Origin of the sequence: Methylocella sp. CPCC 101449, from assembly GCF_031921685.1 — a bacterium.
GTDB lineage: Bacteria > Pseudomonadota > Alphaproteobacteria > Rhizobiales > Beijerinckiaceae > Terripilifer.
This window is the reverse complement of record NZ_JAPDHU010000003.1, coordinates 478,088-493,675: the sequence shown is the minus strand read 5'-3', so window position 1 is coordinate 493,675 and position 15,588 is coordinate 478,088. Positions and strand designations below refer to the sequence as shown.

Annotated in this window: 15 protein-coding genes; 9 read left to right on the top strand and 6 right to left on the bottom strand. The window is 62.0% G+C overall.

The features are described 5' to 3' along the window. Window positions 1-23 precede the first annotated feature (23 nt). Both OIM99_RS22495 and OIM99_RS22490 read right to left on the bottom strand, forming a co-directional pair. Window positions 24-1,025 (bottom strand): NAD(P)H-quinone oxidoreductase, encoded by a 1,002-nt coding sequence (locus OIM99_RS22495; RefSeq protein WP_311852720.1) that lies wholly within the window; start codon window positions 1,023-1,025, stop codon window positions 24-26. 183 nt (window positions 1,026-1,208) lie between these two features. Continuing rightward, window positions 1,209-2,753, bottom strand: coding sequence for a carboxylesterase family protein (locus OIM99_RS22490; RefSeq protein ID WP_311852719.1), 1,545 nt, complete (start codon window positions 2,751-2,753; stop codon window positions 1,209-1,211). Between the two features lie 278 nt (window positions 2,754-3,031). Between OIM99_RS22490 and OIM99_RS22485 the strand changes: the two genes are divergently transcribed. Next, entirely contained in the window at window positions 3,032-3,217 is a 186-nt protein-coding gene (locus OIM99_RS22485; protein WP_409371549.1) for a DUF1192 domain-containing protein, read from the top strand. A gap of 377 nt (window positions 3,218-3,594) precedes the next feature. After that, window positions 3,595-4,122, top strand: coding sequence for a DUF1465 family protein (locus OIM99_RS22480; RefSeq protein WP_311852717.1), 528 nt, complete (start codon window positions 3,595-3,597; stop codon window positions 4,120-4,122). Between the two features lie 80 nt (window positions 4,123-4,202). On the opposite strand, the gene rpmE is transcribed toward OIM99_RS22480, so the two are convergent. Continuing rightward, entirely contained in the window at window positions 4,203-4,430 is a 228-nt protein-coding gene (rpmE, locus tag OIM99_RS22475; protein ID WP_311852716.1) for a 50S ribosomal protein L31, read from the bottom strand. Window positions 4,431-4,700: 270 nt separating this feature from the next. Between rpmE and OIM99_RS22470 the strand changes: the two genes are divergently transcribed. The 5 genes from OIM99_RS22470 (at window position 4,701) to OIM99_RS22450 (ending at window position 11,220) form a co-directional block, all read left to right on the top strand. Continuing rightward, window positions 4,701-6,509 carry an ABC transporter transmembrane domain-containing protein gene (locus OIM99_RS22470; RefSeq protein ID WP_311853155.1) on the top strand — a complete coding sequence of 603 codons (1,809 nt, stop codon included), beginning with the start codon at window positions 4,701-4,703 and terminating at the stop codon, window positions 6,507-6,509. 167 nt (window positions 6,510-6,676) lie between these two features. Further along, the gene (locus tag OIM99_RS22465) at window positions 6,677-8,116 is read left to right on the top strand and encodes a L,D-transpeptidase (protein ID WP_311852715.1); all 1,440 of its coding nucleotides are present in this window, start codon (window positions 6,677-6,679) and stop codon (window positions 8,114-8,116) included. Between the two features lie 81 nt (window positions 8,117-8,197). Next, window positions 8,198-8,569, top strand: coding sequence for a VOC family protein (locus OIM99_RS22460; RefSeq protein ID WP_311852714.1), 372 nt, complete (start codon window positions 8,198-8,200; stop codon window positions 8,567-8,569). Between the two features lie 21 nt (window positions 8,570-8,590). Next, on the top strand, window positions 8,591-10,102 hold the full coding sequence (locus OIM99_RS22455; protein WP_311852713.1) for a long-chain fatty acid--CoA ligase: 1,512 nt from the start codon (window positions 8,591-8,593) through the stop codon (window positions 10,100-10,102). A 20-nt stretch (window positions 10,103-10,122) separates the two neighbouring features. Continuing rightward, a complete protein-coding gene (locus OIM99_RS22450; protein ID WP_311852712.1) occupies window positions 10,123-11,220 on the top strand; it encodes an ionic transporter y4hA in 1,098 nt (365 codons plus the stop codon). 20 nt (window positions 11,221-11,240) lie between these two features. Here OIM99_RS22450 and nbaC read toward each other — a convergent pair whose 3' ends face one another. Genes nbaC through OIM99_RS22435 form a run of 3 tightly spaced genes read right to left on the bottom strand, consistent with a single transcriptional unit; the run spans window position 11,241 to window position 13,884 of the window. Beyond that, window positions 11,241-11,777, bottom strand: coding sequence for a 3-hydroxyanthranilate 3,4-dioxygenase (gene nbaC, locus OIM99_RS22445; RefSeq protein WP_311852711.1), 537 nt, complete (start codon window positions 11,775-11,777; stop codon window positions 11,241-11,243). 7 nt (window positions 11,778-11,784) lie between these two features. Further along, complete coding sequence (locus OIM99_RS22440; protein ID WP_311852710.1) at window positions 11,785-12,405, bottom strand: peroxidase-related enzyme; 621 nt, start codon at window positions 12,403-12,405, stop codon at window positions 11,785-11,787. 12 nt (window positions 12,406-12,417) lie between these two features. Then, entirely contained in the window at window positions 12,418-13,884 is a 1,467-nt protein-coding gene (locus OIM99_RS22435) for a 4-hydroxyphenylacetate 3-hydroxylase N-terminal domain-containing protein (RefSeq protein ID WP_311852709.1), read from the bottom strand. Window positions 13,885-14,058: 174 nt separating this feature from the next. Here OIM99_RS22435 and OIM99_RS22430 point away from each other — a divergent pair, with 174 nt between their 5' ends. Both OIM99_RS22430 and OIM99_RS22425 read left to right on the top strand, forming a co-directional pair. Next, window positions 14,059-15,036 carry an AraC family transcriptional regulator gene (locus tag OIM99_RS22430; protein WP_311852708.1) on the top strand — a complete coding sequence of 326 codons (978 nt, stop codon included), beginning with the start codon at window positions 14,059-14,061 and terminating at the stop codon, window positions 15,034-15,036. Next, window positions 15,033-15,587 (top strand): flavin reductase family protein, encoded by a 555-nt coding sequence (locus tag OIM99_RS22425; RefSeq protein WP_311852707.1) that lies wholly within the window; start codon window positions 15,033-15,035, stop codon window positions 15,585-15,587. The genes OIM99_RS22430 and OIM99_RS22425 overlap by 4 nt, the downstream gene beginning before the upstream one ends. The last annotated feature ends 1 nt before the right edge of the window (window position 15,588 follow it).

The window sequence follows — 15,588 nt, the reverse complement described above, 5'->3', positions numbered from 1 at the left end:
CCAGAAAGCGAGTGGGTGTCCCCTCACACGGTCATGACGATCTTGCCGATGTGCTCGCTGGTTTCCATCCGCGCATGTGCCTTTGCCGCGTCCCTCAGCGGAAAGGTTGAATCGATGAGCGGTTTGCACTTGCCCTTGGCCCACAGCGGACCAACGGCCTCTTCGAGACTGCGCGCGATGGCACCCTTTTGGGCAACCGTGCGCGGCCGCAGCGCCGAACCGGTATAGACGAGCCGCTTGGCCGAGATAGGCCGCAGATCAAACCCGTCGATCTTGTAACCTTGCTGGAAAGCAATCTGCACGATGCGTGCGTCCATGGCGGCGCATTCGAAATTGCGCTGCACATAGCTGCCGCCAACCATGTCGAGAATGACGTTGACGCCTTTGTTTTCGGTGATGCGTTTTACTTCGGCGACGAAGTCCTGCGTGCGATAGTTGATGCCGTGATCGGCACCGAGATCGCGACAGGCTTGCAGCTTGGCATCGCTGCCGGCGGTGACGATCGATTTAGCGCCCAGTGCATGAGCCAGCATGATCGCCGTCGTGCCGATGCCCGACGAGCCGCCATGGATCAAGATCGTTTCGCCTGCGGCGAGCTTGCCCGTCATGAAGGCATTGACCCAGACGGTGAAAAATGTCTCGGGAATGGCGGCCGCCTCGACCATCGAAAAGCCCTGTGGCACAGGCAGCGCATGGCTTTCAGGCACCGTGCAGTATTCTGCATAGCCGCCGCCATGCGCAAGCGCGCAGACTTTATCGCCGATCTTGTAGCGTGAAGCGCCAGGGCCTAAGGCCGCGACGGTACCGGAGATTTCGAGACCTGGTAGATCAGATGCGCCGGCTGGCGGCGGATAGCGGCCAAGACGCTGCGAGACATCGGGACGATTGACGCCGGCAGCGGCGACTTGGACGAGAATCTCGCCATCTTTCGGCTGCGGCACAGGGCGAGTTTCCGGCTGGAGCACTTCCGGCCCGCCAGCGCCGTGAATGGCCATGCAGAGCATGGTCTGCGGCGGAGTGTTCATTTGATGCCCCCACATTTTTCGTCTGTTGTTCGGGGCGGTGGTAGCGTGCCTTATCGGCCATGGCAATCACTGACTGCGCATGTTTGATCGATTCCATTATCGACCGTGCTAGTCAGGTATGAGATGCGAATGCTTGAGCTGCACCCGTTCACAGCGACGTGCGCAATGATGGTGCATCATGCGCTATGGCAATTCACGCCATCGCATCGGCAGGATGCCATTCTCTCGGAAACTGTCGAGGAAGCGGAAACGTGTGCTCTGTGGATTGCGCTGCGCTTCGATGGTCGTACCGAGGATCTGCACGATGTCGTTCTCTCCATAGGCTGGCCAAGGCGGCAGGCCAGGACCGTTGGGATCGCCGCGCGTCGCGAAATTCGCCCAATAGTTCATCATGATTTGCGCCATCGCGCGATCGACCTCGGCGGGTGGCGTGGTGCTGCCGACCACGAATTGCGGCGTCAGCGTGCCAAAGACGAAGGGAATTTCGGTCACGTGAGAGGCGACCGGCGTGTAGGGCGATGTGTAAGAAAATAGATAGCCATAGGTGGGTGCGTGGCCTGTGCGCTGATGCAGACGCAACCACTGCCAAGTCTGTTCGCTGATGACATAGTCGCCAGCAAGCGCTTCGGCAGAGGCCTTGGCCTGCGCGTCGCTGTCGGCGGGATAGGCGTTAAGGAAATCAGCGAGACGATCCTTGCCAAACATGCGCTCGGCGGCCGCGCGAAAAGCTTGTGCCGATGAATGGGGCAGCGCTTGCGAGCGAAACGGCACGTCTTCGGCGGCATTCCAGCCGGCCAGCAGCGGAATGCGCATCTGTTCGCCACGCGCGAAACGTGCCGCCGGCACGTCGGGGACGACATAACGATCGATGTTGGGCGAAAAAGCTTTGACGATCGGATTGACGGCGAAATTCCACAGAGCGGCTGCGTTTACCTGTTCGGCGGGCCGGGCGCGCAGAGCGGCGATCGACATATCGCCTTGCTGTCGCGCGAAAGCCTGGCCGCGGGCGCGGGCTTCCTCAAAGCTTTCGAGGGGACCGTTGCGGCCATCCCAGAAGGCGCCGCTTTCTCCGATGGCTTTGTGAAACAGGCCATGCGCGAGAGGGGAGGCCATCAGGATGCCGATGGCATGAGCGCCAGCGGATTCGCCAAACAAAGTGACGTTATCGGGATCGCCACCGAAACCGGCAATGTTGGCTTTAACCCAGCGCAGCGCCGCAAGCTGATCCTGCAAGCCATAGTTTCCCGATGGTCCCTCCGCATCGAGATCTGGGTGGGCGAAGAAGCCGAGAATACCGAGGCGATAATTGAAACTGACGACGACGACACCTTTCTGCGCCAGCGCTGCGCCGTCGATGGCGGGGCCGGCCGAAGAACCGAATTGAAAGCCACCGCCATGCACCCACACCATGACCGGGCGTTTCTCAGCCGTGCTTTTCGCTGATGTCCAGACATTGAGATAAAGACAGTCCTCGCTGCGTGGTCCTGGCTCGCGATCTTTCTCAAGCGCCGAAAGACAACGGGCGCCATGGGCAGCGGCATCCCGCACGCCACTCCAAGGCGACGGCGGCTGCGGCGCGTGCCAGCGCAGCTTGCCGACGGGTGGCGCGGCATAAGGAATGCCCTTGAAGGCCAACACGTCATTCATATCGCGCGGCGCGCCCCGCACGAGGCCTGCTTCGGTGCGGATGTCCCATGACAAATCTGATGACAAGTCGTTTGCCTTCACCTCTGCCTCCCCCGTGCACGCCGCCAGCGTTATCACGGCCGCATAGAGCCCGTTGCGAAAATGGTCCATCGGCGACCTCCCCAAAGCGAACGCTTCAAGCGTTTCAGCGCTTTCATAGACCGGCTTAGGCACGGTGGGACGATGCTGAAAGGATCGCTGCGATGCCTCCTGGGCATCGGCGAGGGGCCGCCTCGACATGAACCGTCGGAAACCGCTATGACACCGCTCGGTAACAGCGCGGGGAGTAAGCCATGGCCAGGTCCGACGAAGAGGACAATGTGTTCGGCGCGCCGCCACGCAAAAAGATCGTGCATGAGATTGGTGAGAATCTCGACATGCTGTCGGCCGGCGAATTGCGCGAGCGCGTCGAGTTGCTACAGGCCGAAATCGCGCGGCTGGAAACCGCGGCCGCAGCGAAAGACGCTTCGAAAAACGCGGCCGACGCCTTTTTCAAAAAGTCATAGCGCGTTTATCGGAGCAGGACGGCCTTGCTCGGCGCGAGAGTGTCGTATCGCGACTGCGCGCCATTTCGGAGCAGGGGCGGTCGCCCGCTGTTAACTGTCCATTAGGGAGTCTGAAGTATTAAAGGATTGTCCTGAATTTTCGGGATTTCGAGTGGCTCCTGTCCACTCTGTTTGACGCCTCCCTGTTACCACCTTTAGAGCCGCCTCTTGCGGCTCTTTTTTTGTGCCCGGAAAGGGCGACAAATCAGGCCCCATGGCACGTTAAGGTTAACAAATATTAAACGCCCGCACGACGAATTTTGGCGATAGGATCATTCCACGATTAAGGCGCGGTTGGCATGGTGATGCCGGACGCTGGGGCTGGTGGAAATCCTTCGATGTTGAATTCGCGGAACGATGAGCAGCGTAATACGGTGTCCTTCGCCAGCAAGCTGGCCGGCTCGGATGCGTTTAAGGCCCTGTTTCGCGAGGGCATGTTGCTGGTGGAAGAGGCGGCCGCCTACCTCGACGGGCCTGGCCGGCAGGAGTCGCGGGGCCTGAACCGGCCCGACGCTTTGGCCTATGCCTCCGAGAGCATGCGCTTGACCACGCGGTTGATGCAGCTGGCCTCCTGGCTCCTGCTGCAACGGGCGGTCAACGAAGGCGAAATGACCCAGACTCAGGCGGCCAGTGAAAAGCACAAGGTCAAGCTGACCCGTCAGGACATTGCCTCAAGCCCGGACGTTTTCGCCCGCATGCCGGAGCGGCTGCGCGATTTGACGACCCAGTCACTGCGCTTGCAGGCGCGTATCGTCCATCTCGATCAATTGCTCTATTCGGGCGCCCCGGCCTCGGCCGAAAACGAGGCCCGTGCTGGTGTCGCGGCCCAGCTCGAGCGGCTGCGCGCGGCTTTCCAGGGCAGCTAAAACCCGGACGAACTTCGATCTGACTAAAAGAAAAACCCCGGCTCGCGCCGGGGTTTTTCTTTGTTCGAAGAAGCCTAAGCTTACTTCTTGGCGCCGAGCGAACCGAAGCGCGAGTTGAAGCGCGACAGACGGCCGCCGCGGTCGAGCAGCTGGGCCGAACCGCCGGTCCAAGCCGGATGGGTCTTCGGGTCGATGTCGAGGTTCAGCGTGTCGCCCTCTTTGCCGTAGGTCGACCGGGTCTGGTACTCGGTGCCGTCGGTCATGACGACCTTGATCATGTGGTAGTGCGGATGGATATCGGCTTTCATCGGATGTCCTGCGAATATTCTGTCTGAAACGGGACCGGAAGAGAGCCAAGACTTCGAGCCTTGGCATCCCGCGCGCGGCCGGGCCGGCGCAAACCGGATTTCGGGCGCTCCTATACAGGAAGGAAGCCGCCGGAACAAGGTGGCTGTTCAGGGGCTTGCCCTGGCGGTTCGGGGGGATATGTAAGGCGCTCCTCGATGGCTTCCCAAAACGGCAATCCCGAGACGACCTGGCGCAGTTCCAACCATGTCACAAAGCGCGTAAACAGGGCCATGGCCGACATTTTCCGCCCGCAGACCGATCCATCCGAAGATCCGCCAAGGACCTCGCTGAAAGCGCTTTTGCCGCTGATTCCCTATGCTTTACGCTATAAAGGGCAGATTTTCGGTGCCTTGGCCGCCCTGACGGTCGCCTCGGTCGCAACCTTGACCGTGCCCGTGGCGGTCAAGGGCATGATCGACCACGGCTTTTCGGGCGATGGCGGCGCCCTGATCGGCGGCTATTTCCTGGCCATGCTGGCGGTTGTGGCGGTTCTCGCGGTGGCCTCGGGCCTGCGCTATTTTTTTGTGATGATCGTCGGTGAGCGGGTGGTCGCCGATCTGCGACGGGATGTTTTCGCCCATTTGGCCCGGCTGGATGCCTCTTTCTTCGACGGTGCACGCACCGGCGAACTGCTGTCGCGGCTGACGGCCGATACCACCCAGATGAAAGCGGCCTTCGGCGCCTCCGCCTCGGTCGCCTTGCGCAATCTCTTCATGTTCGCGGGCGCGGTGGCGATGATGGTCTACACCAGCCCGAAATTGTCGGGTCTGGTGCTGGTGGCGATCCCGATCATCGTCTTTCCGCTGGTCGCCTCCGGCCGGGGCGTGCGCCGGCGTGCGCGCCGGGCGCAAGACACTTTGGCCGAAGCCTCGGCTTTCGCCGCCGAAAATCTTGGCGCAGTACGCACCATGCAGGCGTTCAACGCGCAGGGCGGCACTCTGCGCCGTTTCGCCCAGGCGGTCGAGGATGCTTATGGCGCGGCGCGCGATACGACGGCAGCGCGCGCGCTGCTCACCGTGGTGGCGATCTTCCTGGCTTTCTCCAGCGTCATCGCCGTGCTGTGGCTTGGCGCGCAGGACGTGCTGGCCGGGCGGATGTCGGCGGGGCAGTTGTCGCAATTCGTGCTCTATGCGGTGTTCGGCGCCAGCTCGCTCGGACAACTGTCGGAAGTGTGGAGCGAGATTTCCCAAGCCGCCGGCGCTGCCGGGCGGCTTGCCGAAATCCTTGCCATTCAGCCGAAGATCGTCGCGCCTGTGCCGAGCCTGGCATTGCCGCAGCCGGCGCAGGGCCGCATCGCCTTCGAAGACGTACATTTCGCTTATCCTTCGCGTCCCGATGCGCAGGCCTTGAAGGGGCTGACATTCTCCATCGCGCCGGGCGAAACGGTGGCGCTTGTCGGGCCGTCGGGCGCTGGCAAATCGACGGTGTTTCAGCTGTTGCTGCGCTTCTACGATCCGCAATCGGGCGTCGTGCGCGTCGATGGTATCGATGTGGCGAAGGCCGATCCCGATGCCGTGCGGGCGCGCATCGCGCTCGTGCCGCAGGAGCCTGTGATCTTCTCGGGAACGATCGCCGACAACATTCGCTATGGTCGTGAAGATGCGCCGCAGGAGGCGATCGTCGATGCGGCGCGTCGCGCGGCGGCGGACGAATTCATTCGCGTGATGCCGCAGGGCTATCAAGCTCGGGTTGGCGAACGCGGCGTGACATTGTCGGGCGGCCAGAAACAGCGGCTCGCCATTGCCCGCGCCATTCTGCGTGATGCGCCCGTGTTGTTGCTCGACGAAGCCACGTCGGCGCTCGACGCGGAGAATGAACGGCTGGTGCAGGCGGCGTTGGAAAACATCATGGGCTCGCGCACGACCATCGTCATCGCGCATCGGCTTGCGACCGTTCTGAAAGCCGATCGCATTCTGGTGATGGAAGACGGACGCATCGTCGAGGAAGGCAGTCATGCTGCTTTGGTGGCGCGCGGCGGCCTCTATGCGCGACTGGCGCGGCTGCAATTCAATCAGCCGGATGTCCGCGCGGCCGAGTGAGTGTTGGCGTGAGCCGCTAACATATTGATCGTGCCAGAATGGGGCAGGGTTCCGCTCTGAAGGCGTGATCACGAAGCCACAGTCTTCGTCAGAAAGTCTCAAATCTTTCGTGATCTATGGATTTTTAAGGCCTTTTTGGTAGAGCTTGGGTCATTCAAGGGCTGCCGATGTTTTCGCACCGAATCATCCTTTCCGGCCTGGCTGCCGGCCTTCTTGCTGCTGTGTCGCCCGCCGCGCTTGCCGCGCCGCGCGCGAAAGTCACGGCGGCGAGCGAGCGGCCGGTGCGGCCCCGCGCGCCCCTCACCATTGTCGTTTCGCTCGATCAGCAGCGCCTGACGCTGTACGAAGGCCTGATGCCGATCGGTGAAACCACCGTCTCCACCGGTGTCGTCGGCCATGAAACGCCGACGGGCGTGTTCAGCATTCTGCAGAAAAACCGTGATCATAAGTCGAACATCTACAGCGATGCGCCGATGCCGTTCATGCAGCGGCTGACATGGTCGGGCATCGCGCTGCATGAAGGGCGCGTGACCGGCGCGCCGGCCTCGCATGGTTGCATCCGTTTGCCGAAGGCCTTCGCCATGCGGCTGTGGGGCATGACCAAGCTCAACGTGCGCGTCATTGTCACCCATCAGGAAGTGTCGCTGGCCGAGATCGAAGCGCCGAGCTTCTTCAAACGGTTGCCGCGCTACGACAGTAATGTGGTGATCCCGACCGCCGAACCGGTGCCCGTCGTGTTTTTGCCGAGCGATGTGCCGCCAAGTGATCGGCGACCAAGTGATCTGCGGCAAAGCGATCCCTCGCCCGTTGCCAGCGTTTCGACCGATGCCAATCTGCGTCAGTCCATCGCGCCGGGCGAGCCGGAGCCGAGCATCGTCGACAGCGAGACCGGCCTTGCGACGCAGGCGCCGGCACCGCTCGATCTCGCCTGGGTCGCGCCGGCCAAGCCCGATGCCGTCTCGTCATCCAAAGACGTCGTGATCGATTTCGATGCGCAAGAGAGCAAGCCGGCGAAGCCCGAACCCGTAACGGCCGCGGTGCCGGTCGCGCCGCGCGTCAAAGTCACCGCCAGCCTCGATGCCGGCGCGTTCGATTTGATGCTGCCGAAGGATTTCCGCGACAAGCGTCCGCCGACCTTCGATCGCAAAGCCGGGCCGCTCTCCGTCTTCATCAGCAAGAAGGACGGCAAGCTCTACGTCCGGCAGGATTTCAAACCGGTGTTCGAGACGGCCATCACCATCGACGATCCGGAACGGCCGATCGGCACTCATGTGATGACGGCGGTTGAAGGCTCAGGCGACAACATGCGCTGGTCGTCCTTAACGGTGCCTTCGGCCATTTCCGTGCAGCGCGAGCGCGATATCGCCGCCCGCAAGCAGCGCCAGGCCGCCGGCCCCAGCACGCCGGTGCGCGTCGCCGCCAACGGCCCGATCTCCTGGTGGAACATGTCAGGGGCTTCGGAAGCGCTGCGGCGCGTCCATGTGCCCGAAGAGATCGGCGATGCCATTGCCCAGGCGCTCACCCCCGGCGCCTCGCTGATCATCTCCGACCTCGGCGCCAGCATCGAAACCGGCAAGGGCACCGATTTCATCCTGCTGGCGAAGTAAAGCCTCCAGCCCTCAAGACCGCGCTTCCATTCCCTAGGCCAGGCTTGCTACCATCCCGGCTTCACCGGCAGGGAGGCGCAGGTGGCTTTCACGCGGATCGATCATGTGGCGCTTGATGTGGCGGACCTTGCCCGTTCGGTTGCCTTTTACGAGCGCACCTTCGGCTTCAAGACCTATAATGACTATGTGACGCCGACCGGCCTCAAGATCGCCTATCTGAAACTGGGCGGCACGGTGCTCGAACTGGTGGGGCACCAGGACGCGCCGATGCAGGGGTTTCACTTCTGCCTGCACAGCGACGATTTCGATGGTGCCGTGCACGACTTGCAGGCGGCCGGCGTCGAATTGGTTCAGGCGCCGCACAAAACGGGGGCACGGGAGCCGGGCGAGGAGACGTGGCGCCGTGTGGTGTTTCGCGGACCTGACGGCGAGCATATCGAAATTCGGGGATGATCGGACTGTGAGGGAGGTGAGATGAACATCAGCGCGCTTCTGGAGCAGACGGCGCAGCGACTGCCGGATCATCAGGCCGTCACGCAGGATGGGCGCAGCCTGACCTATGGGCAGTTCAACGCGGATGTCGCGGCTTTTGCCGGTGCGCTGCGGGGCCATTTCGGTTTGGCGAAGGGCGACCGGGTGGCGCTGGCGATGGACAACAGCATCGAGCTGCTGCTGGCGCTGTTTGCCATCTGGCGGGCCGGCCTCGTCGCCGTGCCGATGAATGCCAAACTGCATGGCCGCGAATTGTTCGACCTGATCGCCGACAGCGATGCCGCGCTCTGCCTCACCTCGCCGAAACAGGCGGCGGCCATCCGCACCGTGCCGGAATTTAGCCAGCATAAGTGTTTCCTGTTCGATGCGAGCGATCCGGCTTTCGTGGCGCTGTGCAAAGGCGATGGCATGCCCGTGACGCCCGCTGCGCCCGACGATCTTGCGTGGCTCTTCTACACCAGCGGCACCACGGGCAAGTCGAAGGGCGCGATGCTGACCCATCGCAACCTGATGTTCTCGACCACGAGCTACCTTGCCGACATCGATCAGCTCGACGAACGCGACACGATCTTTCACGCCGCGCCGCTCACTCATGGTTCGGGCATTTATGCGCTGCCGCATATCGCCAAGGGTTCGCACAATCTCATTCTGTCGGGCTCGTTCGATCCCGATGAAGTGCTGGATGCCTTGGGCCGATATGAGAACGTCAGCATGTTCGCGGCGCCTACCATGGTGAACCGGCTGGTTCGGCAGGTTGGCCGCTGGCGTGGCCACCTTTCGTCGCTGAAATGCATCATCTATGGCGGCGGCCCGATGCATGTGCAGGATTTGAAGAGTGCGCTCGAAGCCTTCGGGCCGAAATTCTATCAGCTCTTCGGCCAGGGCGAGTCGCCGATGACGATCACCGGTCTCGACAAGTATCATCACGAGAAAGCCCTGCGCGATCATCGCGACGATTGGCTGGCCTCCTGCGGCCCCGCGCGTACGGGCGTCGAAGTGAGGGTCGTCGACGATGACGGCAAGCCTTTGCCACCGGGCGAACTGGGCGAAGTGGTGACGCGCAGCGACTGCGTGATGGCTGGCTATTGGAAAAATCCGGAGGCGACAGCGGCCGCGTTGCGAGATGGCTGGCTGCATACGGGCGACAGCGGCAAGCTGGACGAACAAGGCTTTCTCACGCTGCTCGATCGTAAGAAAGACCTGATCATCAGCGGCGGCAGCAATATCTATCCGCGCGAGATCGAGGAAGTTCTGCTCGAACATGACGGCGTGCGCGAAGTGGCTGTCATCGGCGAACCGGATCGCGAGTGGGGCGAATTGGTGGTGGCCTGCGTGGTCGCCAATGCCTCCGACATCACGGCCGATGAACTCGACACGCTGTGTCTCAATCGTTTGGCGCGTTTCAAGCGGCCGCGTCGTTATGTCTTCCTCGAAGATTTGCCTAAGAATAGCTACGGCAAGGTTTTAAAGCGCGAGTTGCGCGGTCGGATTTAGATCGATACGAAGCAGGTCCCATGGCACACGCTCATCACGATCACGTTCCCGCCTGGTCCTGGCTCGTCCCGGTCGGCGCTGGTATTCTCATCGCACTCAAACTCGCCGGCGTCGCTTCGGAGACGTCGGCCATCGTCCTCACCATCGCGGCGCTGTTTCTTGCCGCTGCTGTCTTCGCCTCGGTGCATCATGCGGAGGTGCTGGCGGCGAAGGTCGGCGAGCCTTTCGGATCGATCATTCTGGCTGCGGCCGTGACGATCATCGAAGTGGCGCTGATCGTTTCCATCATGCTGTCGACGGCGGAAGGTGCCGCGACGGTGGCGCGAGATACGGTCTATTCCGCCTTGATGATCGTGCTCAACGGCGTGATCGGCATTTGCCTGGTGGCCGGCGGGCGCCGGCATCACGAACAGACCTTTCAACTGCATGCCGCTTCCTCGGCATTGGCCGTTCTGGGAACTCTGGGCATTCTGGTTCTGGTGTTGCCCAATTTCACGGAAGCGGGCGGCCCGATGCAGTTTTCGGCCGTCCAGTTGGTGGCGGTCGGCTCTGTGTCGCTGGTTCTCTACGGCGCGTTCATTTTCGTGCAGACCATTCGCCACCGCGACTATTTCATGGAAGCCAAATCGGATTCGCTCGACGATGAAATTCCGGCGCCTTCGGGCTCTGTGACGGCGGCAAGCGTCATTCTGCTGCCGATTTCTCTCGTCGCCGTCGTTCTCCTCGCCAAAATCCTGTCCTATCCGCTCGACAACGCCATTGCCGCCGCCGGTCTGCCGAAGGCTTTCGTCGGTGTCGTCATCGCCGCGGTCGTGCTGCTGCCCGAAGGTATCGCCGCGTTCCGTTCGGCGATCGTCAACCGCCTGCAGAACAGCGTGAATCTGAGCCTCGGCTCAGGGCTCGCCAGCATTGGCATGACGATCCCGGTCGTCACGCTGGTGTCTCTTTTCGCGGAAAAGCAGCTCACCCTCGGTCTGTCGCCGGCGCATCTGGTGTTGTTGGTGCTGACATTGTTCGTCAGCACGATCACCTTGGGCACGGGCCGCACCACGGTGCTGCAGGGCGTGGTGCATCTCGGCATTTTCGCCGTGTTCATCGTGCTCTCGGCGATACCTTAAAGAGGCTTGAGGCGCGGGCTTCAAGCCCGCGCTGGCCGGCCGGGATTGCGGTGGCCGCAGGCCTTACAAAGCTGATTGTCCGGATTGCCGTAATAGGCGTCGAAGATCGGCGGCATGTCGCGTTCGAGAATTTCGATCTGCACGGTCTTCTCGAACAGGACGTTGTTGCACTCTTCGCAATACCAGCGGTGGGTGTCGAGCAGTCCGTTCTTGCGGATGCGCTCGATAATGAGGCCCACTGTATTGGGGCCGCGTTGCGGTGCATGCGGCACGTTGGCGGGCAGCAAATAGATCGAGCCCTCCGGCAAGACGAGATCGTAGGGTTTGCCATCGTGCTGGAGGCCGATCTTCACCTCGCCCTGAAGCTGGAAGAAGAATTCCTCCGTCGGATTGACGTGGTAGTCGGTGCGCGCGTTCGGGCCGCCGACCACCGTGACCATGAAATCATCCTCGCGGAAAATCGTCTTGGCGCCCAGCGGCGGTTTCAGCTTGTCAGGGTTTTCGGCGATCCACTTCATCAGGTTGAAGGCTTTGGGGCCATCGATGGTGTCTGACATTGCGACCTCACGCCGGTTCGGTGGATTTGCCGAGATGGTCTTGCGGATTCCAGCCGGTCTTTTCCGCCAGACCGAATTCGGCCGCCCAGTCGAGCGTATGGGCATCGAGATCGGTGTGCAACGTGTCGTTGAGCCGGTTCTGCCAGCCGAAGAGGGCGATGACGGAGACCATCTCGACGATCTGTTCCGATGTGAAGTGCTTCTTCAAGCGGACGAAAATCTCGTCGGTGACCGCATTGGGCACAACCGAGGCAGCGCGGGCGAGATCGAAAGCGGCGCGTTCGCCCTCATTGAATAGCGGGCTCGTTTCATAGTCCCAGATGGCGTTGAGTTTTTCATCGCTGATGCCCCAGCGCGACGCGCTGGAAATGTTGTGCGCCTGACAGAATTGGCAGCCGGCCGTACGGCTCGACATGTAAGCGACGAGAAAGCGGAAACCGCGATCGAGCGTGCCTTCGTCGCGGATGACGGCCTGTGACAGGTCCATCAATGCCTTCAAGATCGGTGGACGGTGCGCGAGCAAGAGATAGCTGTTGGGAATATAGCCATTGGAGCGCTCGATGATGTTGAAGCGTTCATCGAATTCCTGCGGCAGCTTGCTACGGTCGGCGATGTCGATACGGGCCATGGGATGTGTCCTCTAAACGGGTTCGGCGATGGTCGGGGTGGATTGGGTGGTGCGGGCCAGCAGGTCATTGACCGTGGCGTGCCATTTCTCCCAGGGCGCCTCGCGATAATTGTGATTGCGCACGATGAACGACGCGCCGGGGAAGAACTTCTCATATTGCTGGTGACGGCCGGCGAGTTCCGAGCCGACCATATCCCAGGCCAGTTTGAACAGTTTCATCCGGTCGAGTGCCGTCATCTGTGGTGTCCGCCAATAGGTGTGGAAGGTTTCCGCCAATCCCTCGTCGTCGAGCATGGAGAGATCGGCGGGCATTTGCAGTACGCCGCCGCCGCAGAGTTCGCGCACGGTGTCGATGATGGCCGAATAATTCTCGACGCCCCAGTTGAGCGCCGCATACATCATGCGCCGGTTGAACGTGAGATAGCCCGGTGTCGGCCATTCCTCGGCGGCCTGGATCTGGCCGGCGACGGTGGCTTCCAACAGCGCTTCGAGGGCGGCAAGCCGGCCAAGCGTTTCGCGCACGGCAGGCACCTGGTCGGCGCCATTGGCTTGCGCGATGCGGCTGGCGAGGCCCACAAGCATTTGCAGTTTCACTTGCAGCCGCACGTTGGAGTGGTGATTGCCATAAGAATGCGCGGCGGTCTCGATGTAGAGCGCGCGCGATCGTTGCGGATCGTCATGCACGAACACCCGTTCCCAGGGCACTTTCACATTGTCGAACATGACCATGGCGTCGGGCTCGTCGAAACGCCAGGTCAGAGGCGCGTCGAATTCGCTCTGCGCCTGCGATGCGAAGGGTTTGCGCGACCAGAGCGACAGGCCCGGCGCATTGCAGGGCACGGCGAAGGTGATCGACTCCGCCTTAGCTTCCGGTGCCAGCGGCAGGATGTTGCCGATCCAGATTTCGTCGGCGACAGGTGCGCTGGTGGCGAGCATCTTCATGCCATGGACGACGATGCCGTCATCCTCCTCGCGGATCACCCGGCAACTTGGATTGGGGAGGTTCTTCTGCTGATAGAAAGTGGGGTCGCGGGCGCTCTGCGGCGAGACGATCGCATGGGCGGCGAAAATGTCGTTGTCGCGCATGAAGCGATAGTAGTTGCCCACATTGTCCGCATAGGCGCCGAAGAAGTCCGGCTTCAGGCTCATGCCGGTGATGAAGCTGGAGACATAGTCCGGCGATCGGCCGAGCAGCCCATAATTGGCTTCGGCGAGCAGGCGGTGGGCGGTGCTGCGCCGGGCGAGATCGTCCTTGCTGCGCGCCTTGAGGTAATAGAGGCTGTGGCGGTCGCCGTCTTCCTCGTAGGACATGTCCTCGCGCCGGGCCGGATCGGCCTTCATGTCGAAAAAGGCGGCGAAGGAGCGAGCGGCCTGGGCGAAGGCCGGGTGGCTGGTGACGTCGTCGACGCGCTCGCGCCCAATATAGACGGTGCGCCCGTCGCGCAGCCGTTCCAAATAATCCTTGCCGGTCTTGAGCATGGCTCTTCGCTCCTGAAGCCTGGGTCGTTGCCGGCCAGGAGACGGCACGGGCCTGGTTCGGGCTATCCGTAAAGCGCAGGAAACGGCCAAACCCGTTCGGGGTGGGCTTTTTCGGCCTTTGAGGGGCGATCCGCCGGCGCTAAGCTTGTTGAAATTGAACGATGGAGAGGCCCGGTGAATCCGGCGATCCCACAGCTTGATGCCTTGAGCCGGCGCCTGCCGATGACACGCACGGGCGATGCCGGCGTGGCGCGCCGGTGTCTCGACCGGGTTTTCGCCCGGCATGCGCTGGAGGTGCCTGGCGACAGTCTCGATTTCGCTCATCAGCTTTTGAACCTTGGCGAGACCTCGATCAGTCTGCTGCGCTATGGTTCGGAGGCCGAGGTCGTAGCGCCGCCGCTCGATTTCTATCTGCTGCAGATCACGCTCAGCGGCCGCGTCGGCTTGCGGGCGGAAGGTTTTGAGACGGTGTTGGAGGCGGGATCGGCCTTCATCATGAACCCGAACACGGCCTATCGGAAATTGTGGGACCGCGAGGCGCAGCAGATCCTGCTCAAAATTCCGCGCAGCCGTCTGGCTGCGCGTGTGGGTGTCGCTTCGAGCCAAGCTGTGGAATTTGCGCCGGATCGATTGCTGGCGGAATGCTTTGCAACACCGGTGCATCGGTTGCTCGATCGCCTCGACGATTGTTTCAGCGACGGCAGCGGCCATTGCAAACCATCGGCGGCGATCCGCGCCGGGGAGAACGATCTGTTGGATGTGGTGCTGGCGGCGCTGCCGCATCGGCTGATCGAGACAAGAGAGACGGCCGCCGATCATGCCGTGCCCTATTACATCTGGCGGGCCGAGCGCCATCTGCGTGCCAGTCCTGGTGTTACAGTGACAACGGCAACATTGGCGCGGCTTTCAGGCGTCAGCAAGCGCACCTTGCAGGAAGGCTTTCAGCGCTTTCGTGGCCGCACGCCGAGCCAGGTTTCACGCGATCTGCGGCTCGACCGGGCGCGCGCGGTTTTGCTCAAGGATGCGCGCGAGAATGTCACGGCCGTGGCCTTGGAATGCGGCTTCTCTCATCTCGGCCGCTTTGCGCAGAGCTATGCCGAGCGCTTCGGCGAAACGCCGTCGCAAACCCTGCGCCGGAGATCGCCTTCGTGAGTTTCAGTCATGGGCTCGCCAGGGGCCGCCCGCTCGACGCGATCGATCTCGATGGCTTTCGCGCCGGCATGCGCGCCTGGGCTAGTGGCGTGACGGTGTTGACCACAAGCCACGAAGATCAACGTGCTGGTTTGACGGCTACAGCCATGTGCTCGCTCTCGGCGGAGCCGCCGCGGCTTATTGCTTGCGTCAATCAGCGTGGACCAAGCTTCGCGTTGATGCGCGAGAGCGGCCATCTCGTCGTCAACGTATTGGCGGAAGGACAGGCCGACATCGCCGCCAGTTTCGCCAATTCGAACAACCTCGATCGTTTCGCCGTCGGCGCATGGCGTGAGGGCGATTATCGCGGCGCGCCGGTGCTGGGAGCGGCGCTCTGCAGCTTCGAATGCGCCATCGCCGAAATCGTCCATGCGGTCTCGCATGGTTTGATCATCGCCGACATCAAGACGGTGCATGTGAGCGATGGCGCCCGGCCGCTGCTCTATGCCGCCGGGCGATTTTCGAAGCTGGAGGACGAGACGATCGATCCTCGACATAGCTTTTATTTCTGAA

Coding starts and splice junctions, on each gene's coding strand:
- OIM99_RS22495 (WP_311852720.1), bottom strand. CDS start 1,025: ATGAACACTCCGCCGCAGACCATGCTCTGCATGGCCATTCACGGCGCT.
- OIM99_RS22480 (WP_311852717.1), top strand. CDS start 3,595: ATGTTGAATTCGCGGAACGATGAGCAGCGTAATACGGTGTCCTTCGCC.
- rpmE (WP_311852716.1), bottom strand. CDS start 4,430: ATGAAAGCCGATATCCATCCGCACTACCACATGATCAAGGTCGTCATG.
- OIM99_RS22470 (WP_311853155.1), top strand. CDS start 4,701: ATGGCCGACATTTTCCGCCCGCAGACCGATCCATCCGAAGATCCGCCA.
- OIM99_RS22465 (WP_311852715.1), top strand. CDS start 6,677: ATGTTTTCGCACCGAATCATCCTTTCCGGCCTGGCTGCCGGCCTTCTT.
- OIM99_RS22455 (WP_311852713.1), top strand. CDS start 8,591: ATGAACATCAGCGCGCTTCTGGAGCAGACGGCGCAGCGACTGCCGGAT.
- OIM99_RS22450 (WP_311852712.1), top strand. CDS start 10,123: ATGGCACACGCTCATCACGATCACGTTCCCGCCTGGTCCTGGCTCGTC.
- nbaC (WP_311852711.1), bottom strand. CDS start 11,777: ATGTCAGACACCATCGATGGCCCCAAAGCCTTCAACCTGATGAAGTGG.
- OIM99_RS22440 (WP_311852710.1), bottom strand. CDS start 12,405: ATGGCCCGTATCGACATCGCCGACCGTAGCAAGCTGCCGCAGGAATTC.
- OIM99_RS22435 (WP_311852709.1), bottom strand. CDS start 13,884: ATGCTCAAGACCGGCAAGGATTATTTGGAACGGCTGCGCGACGGGCGC.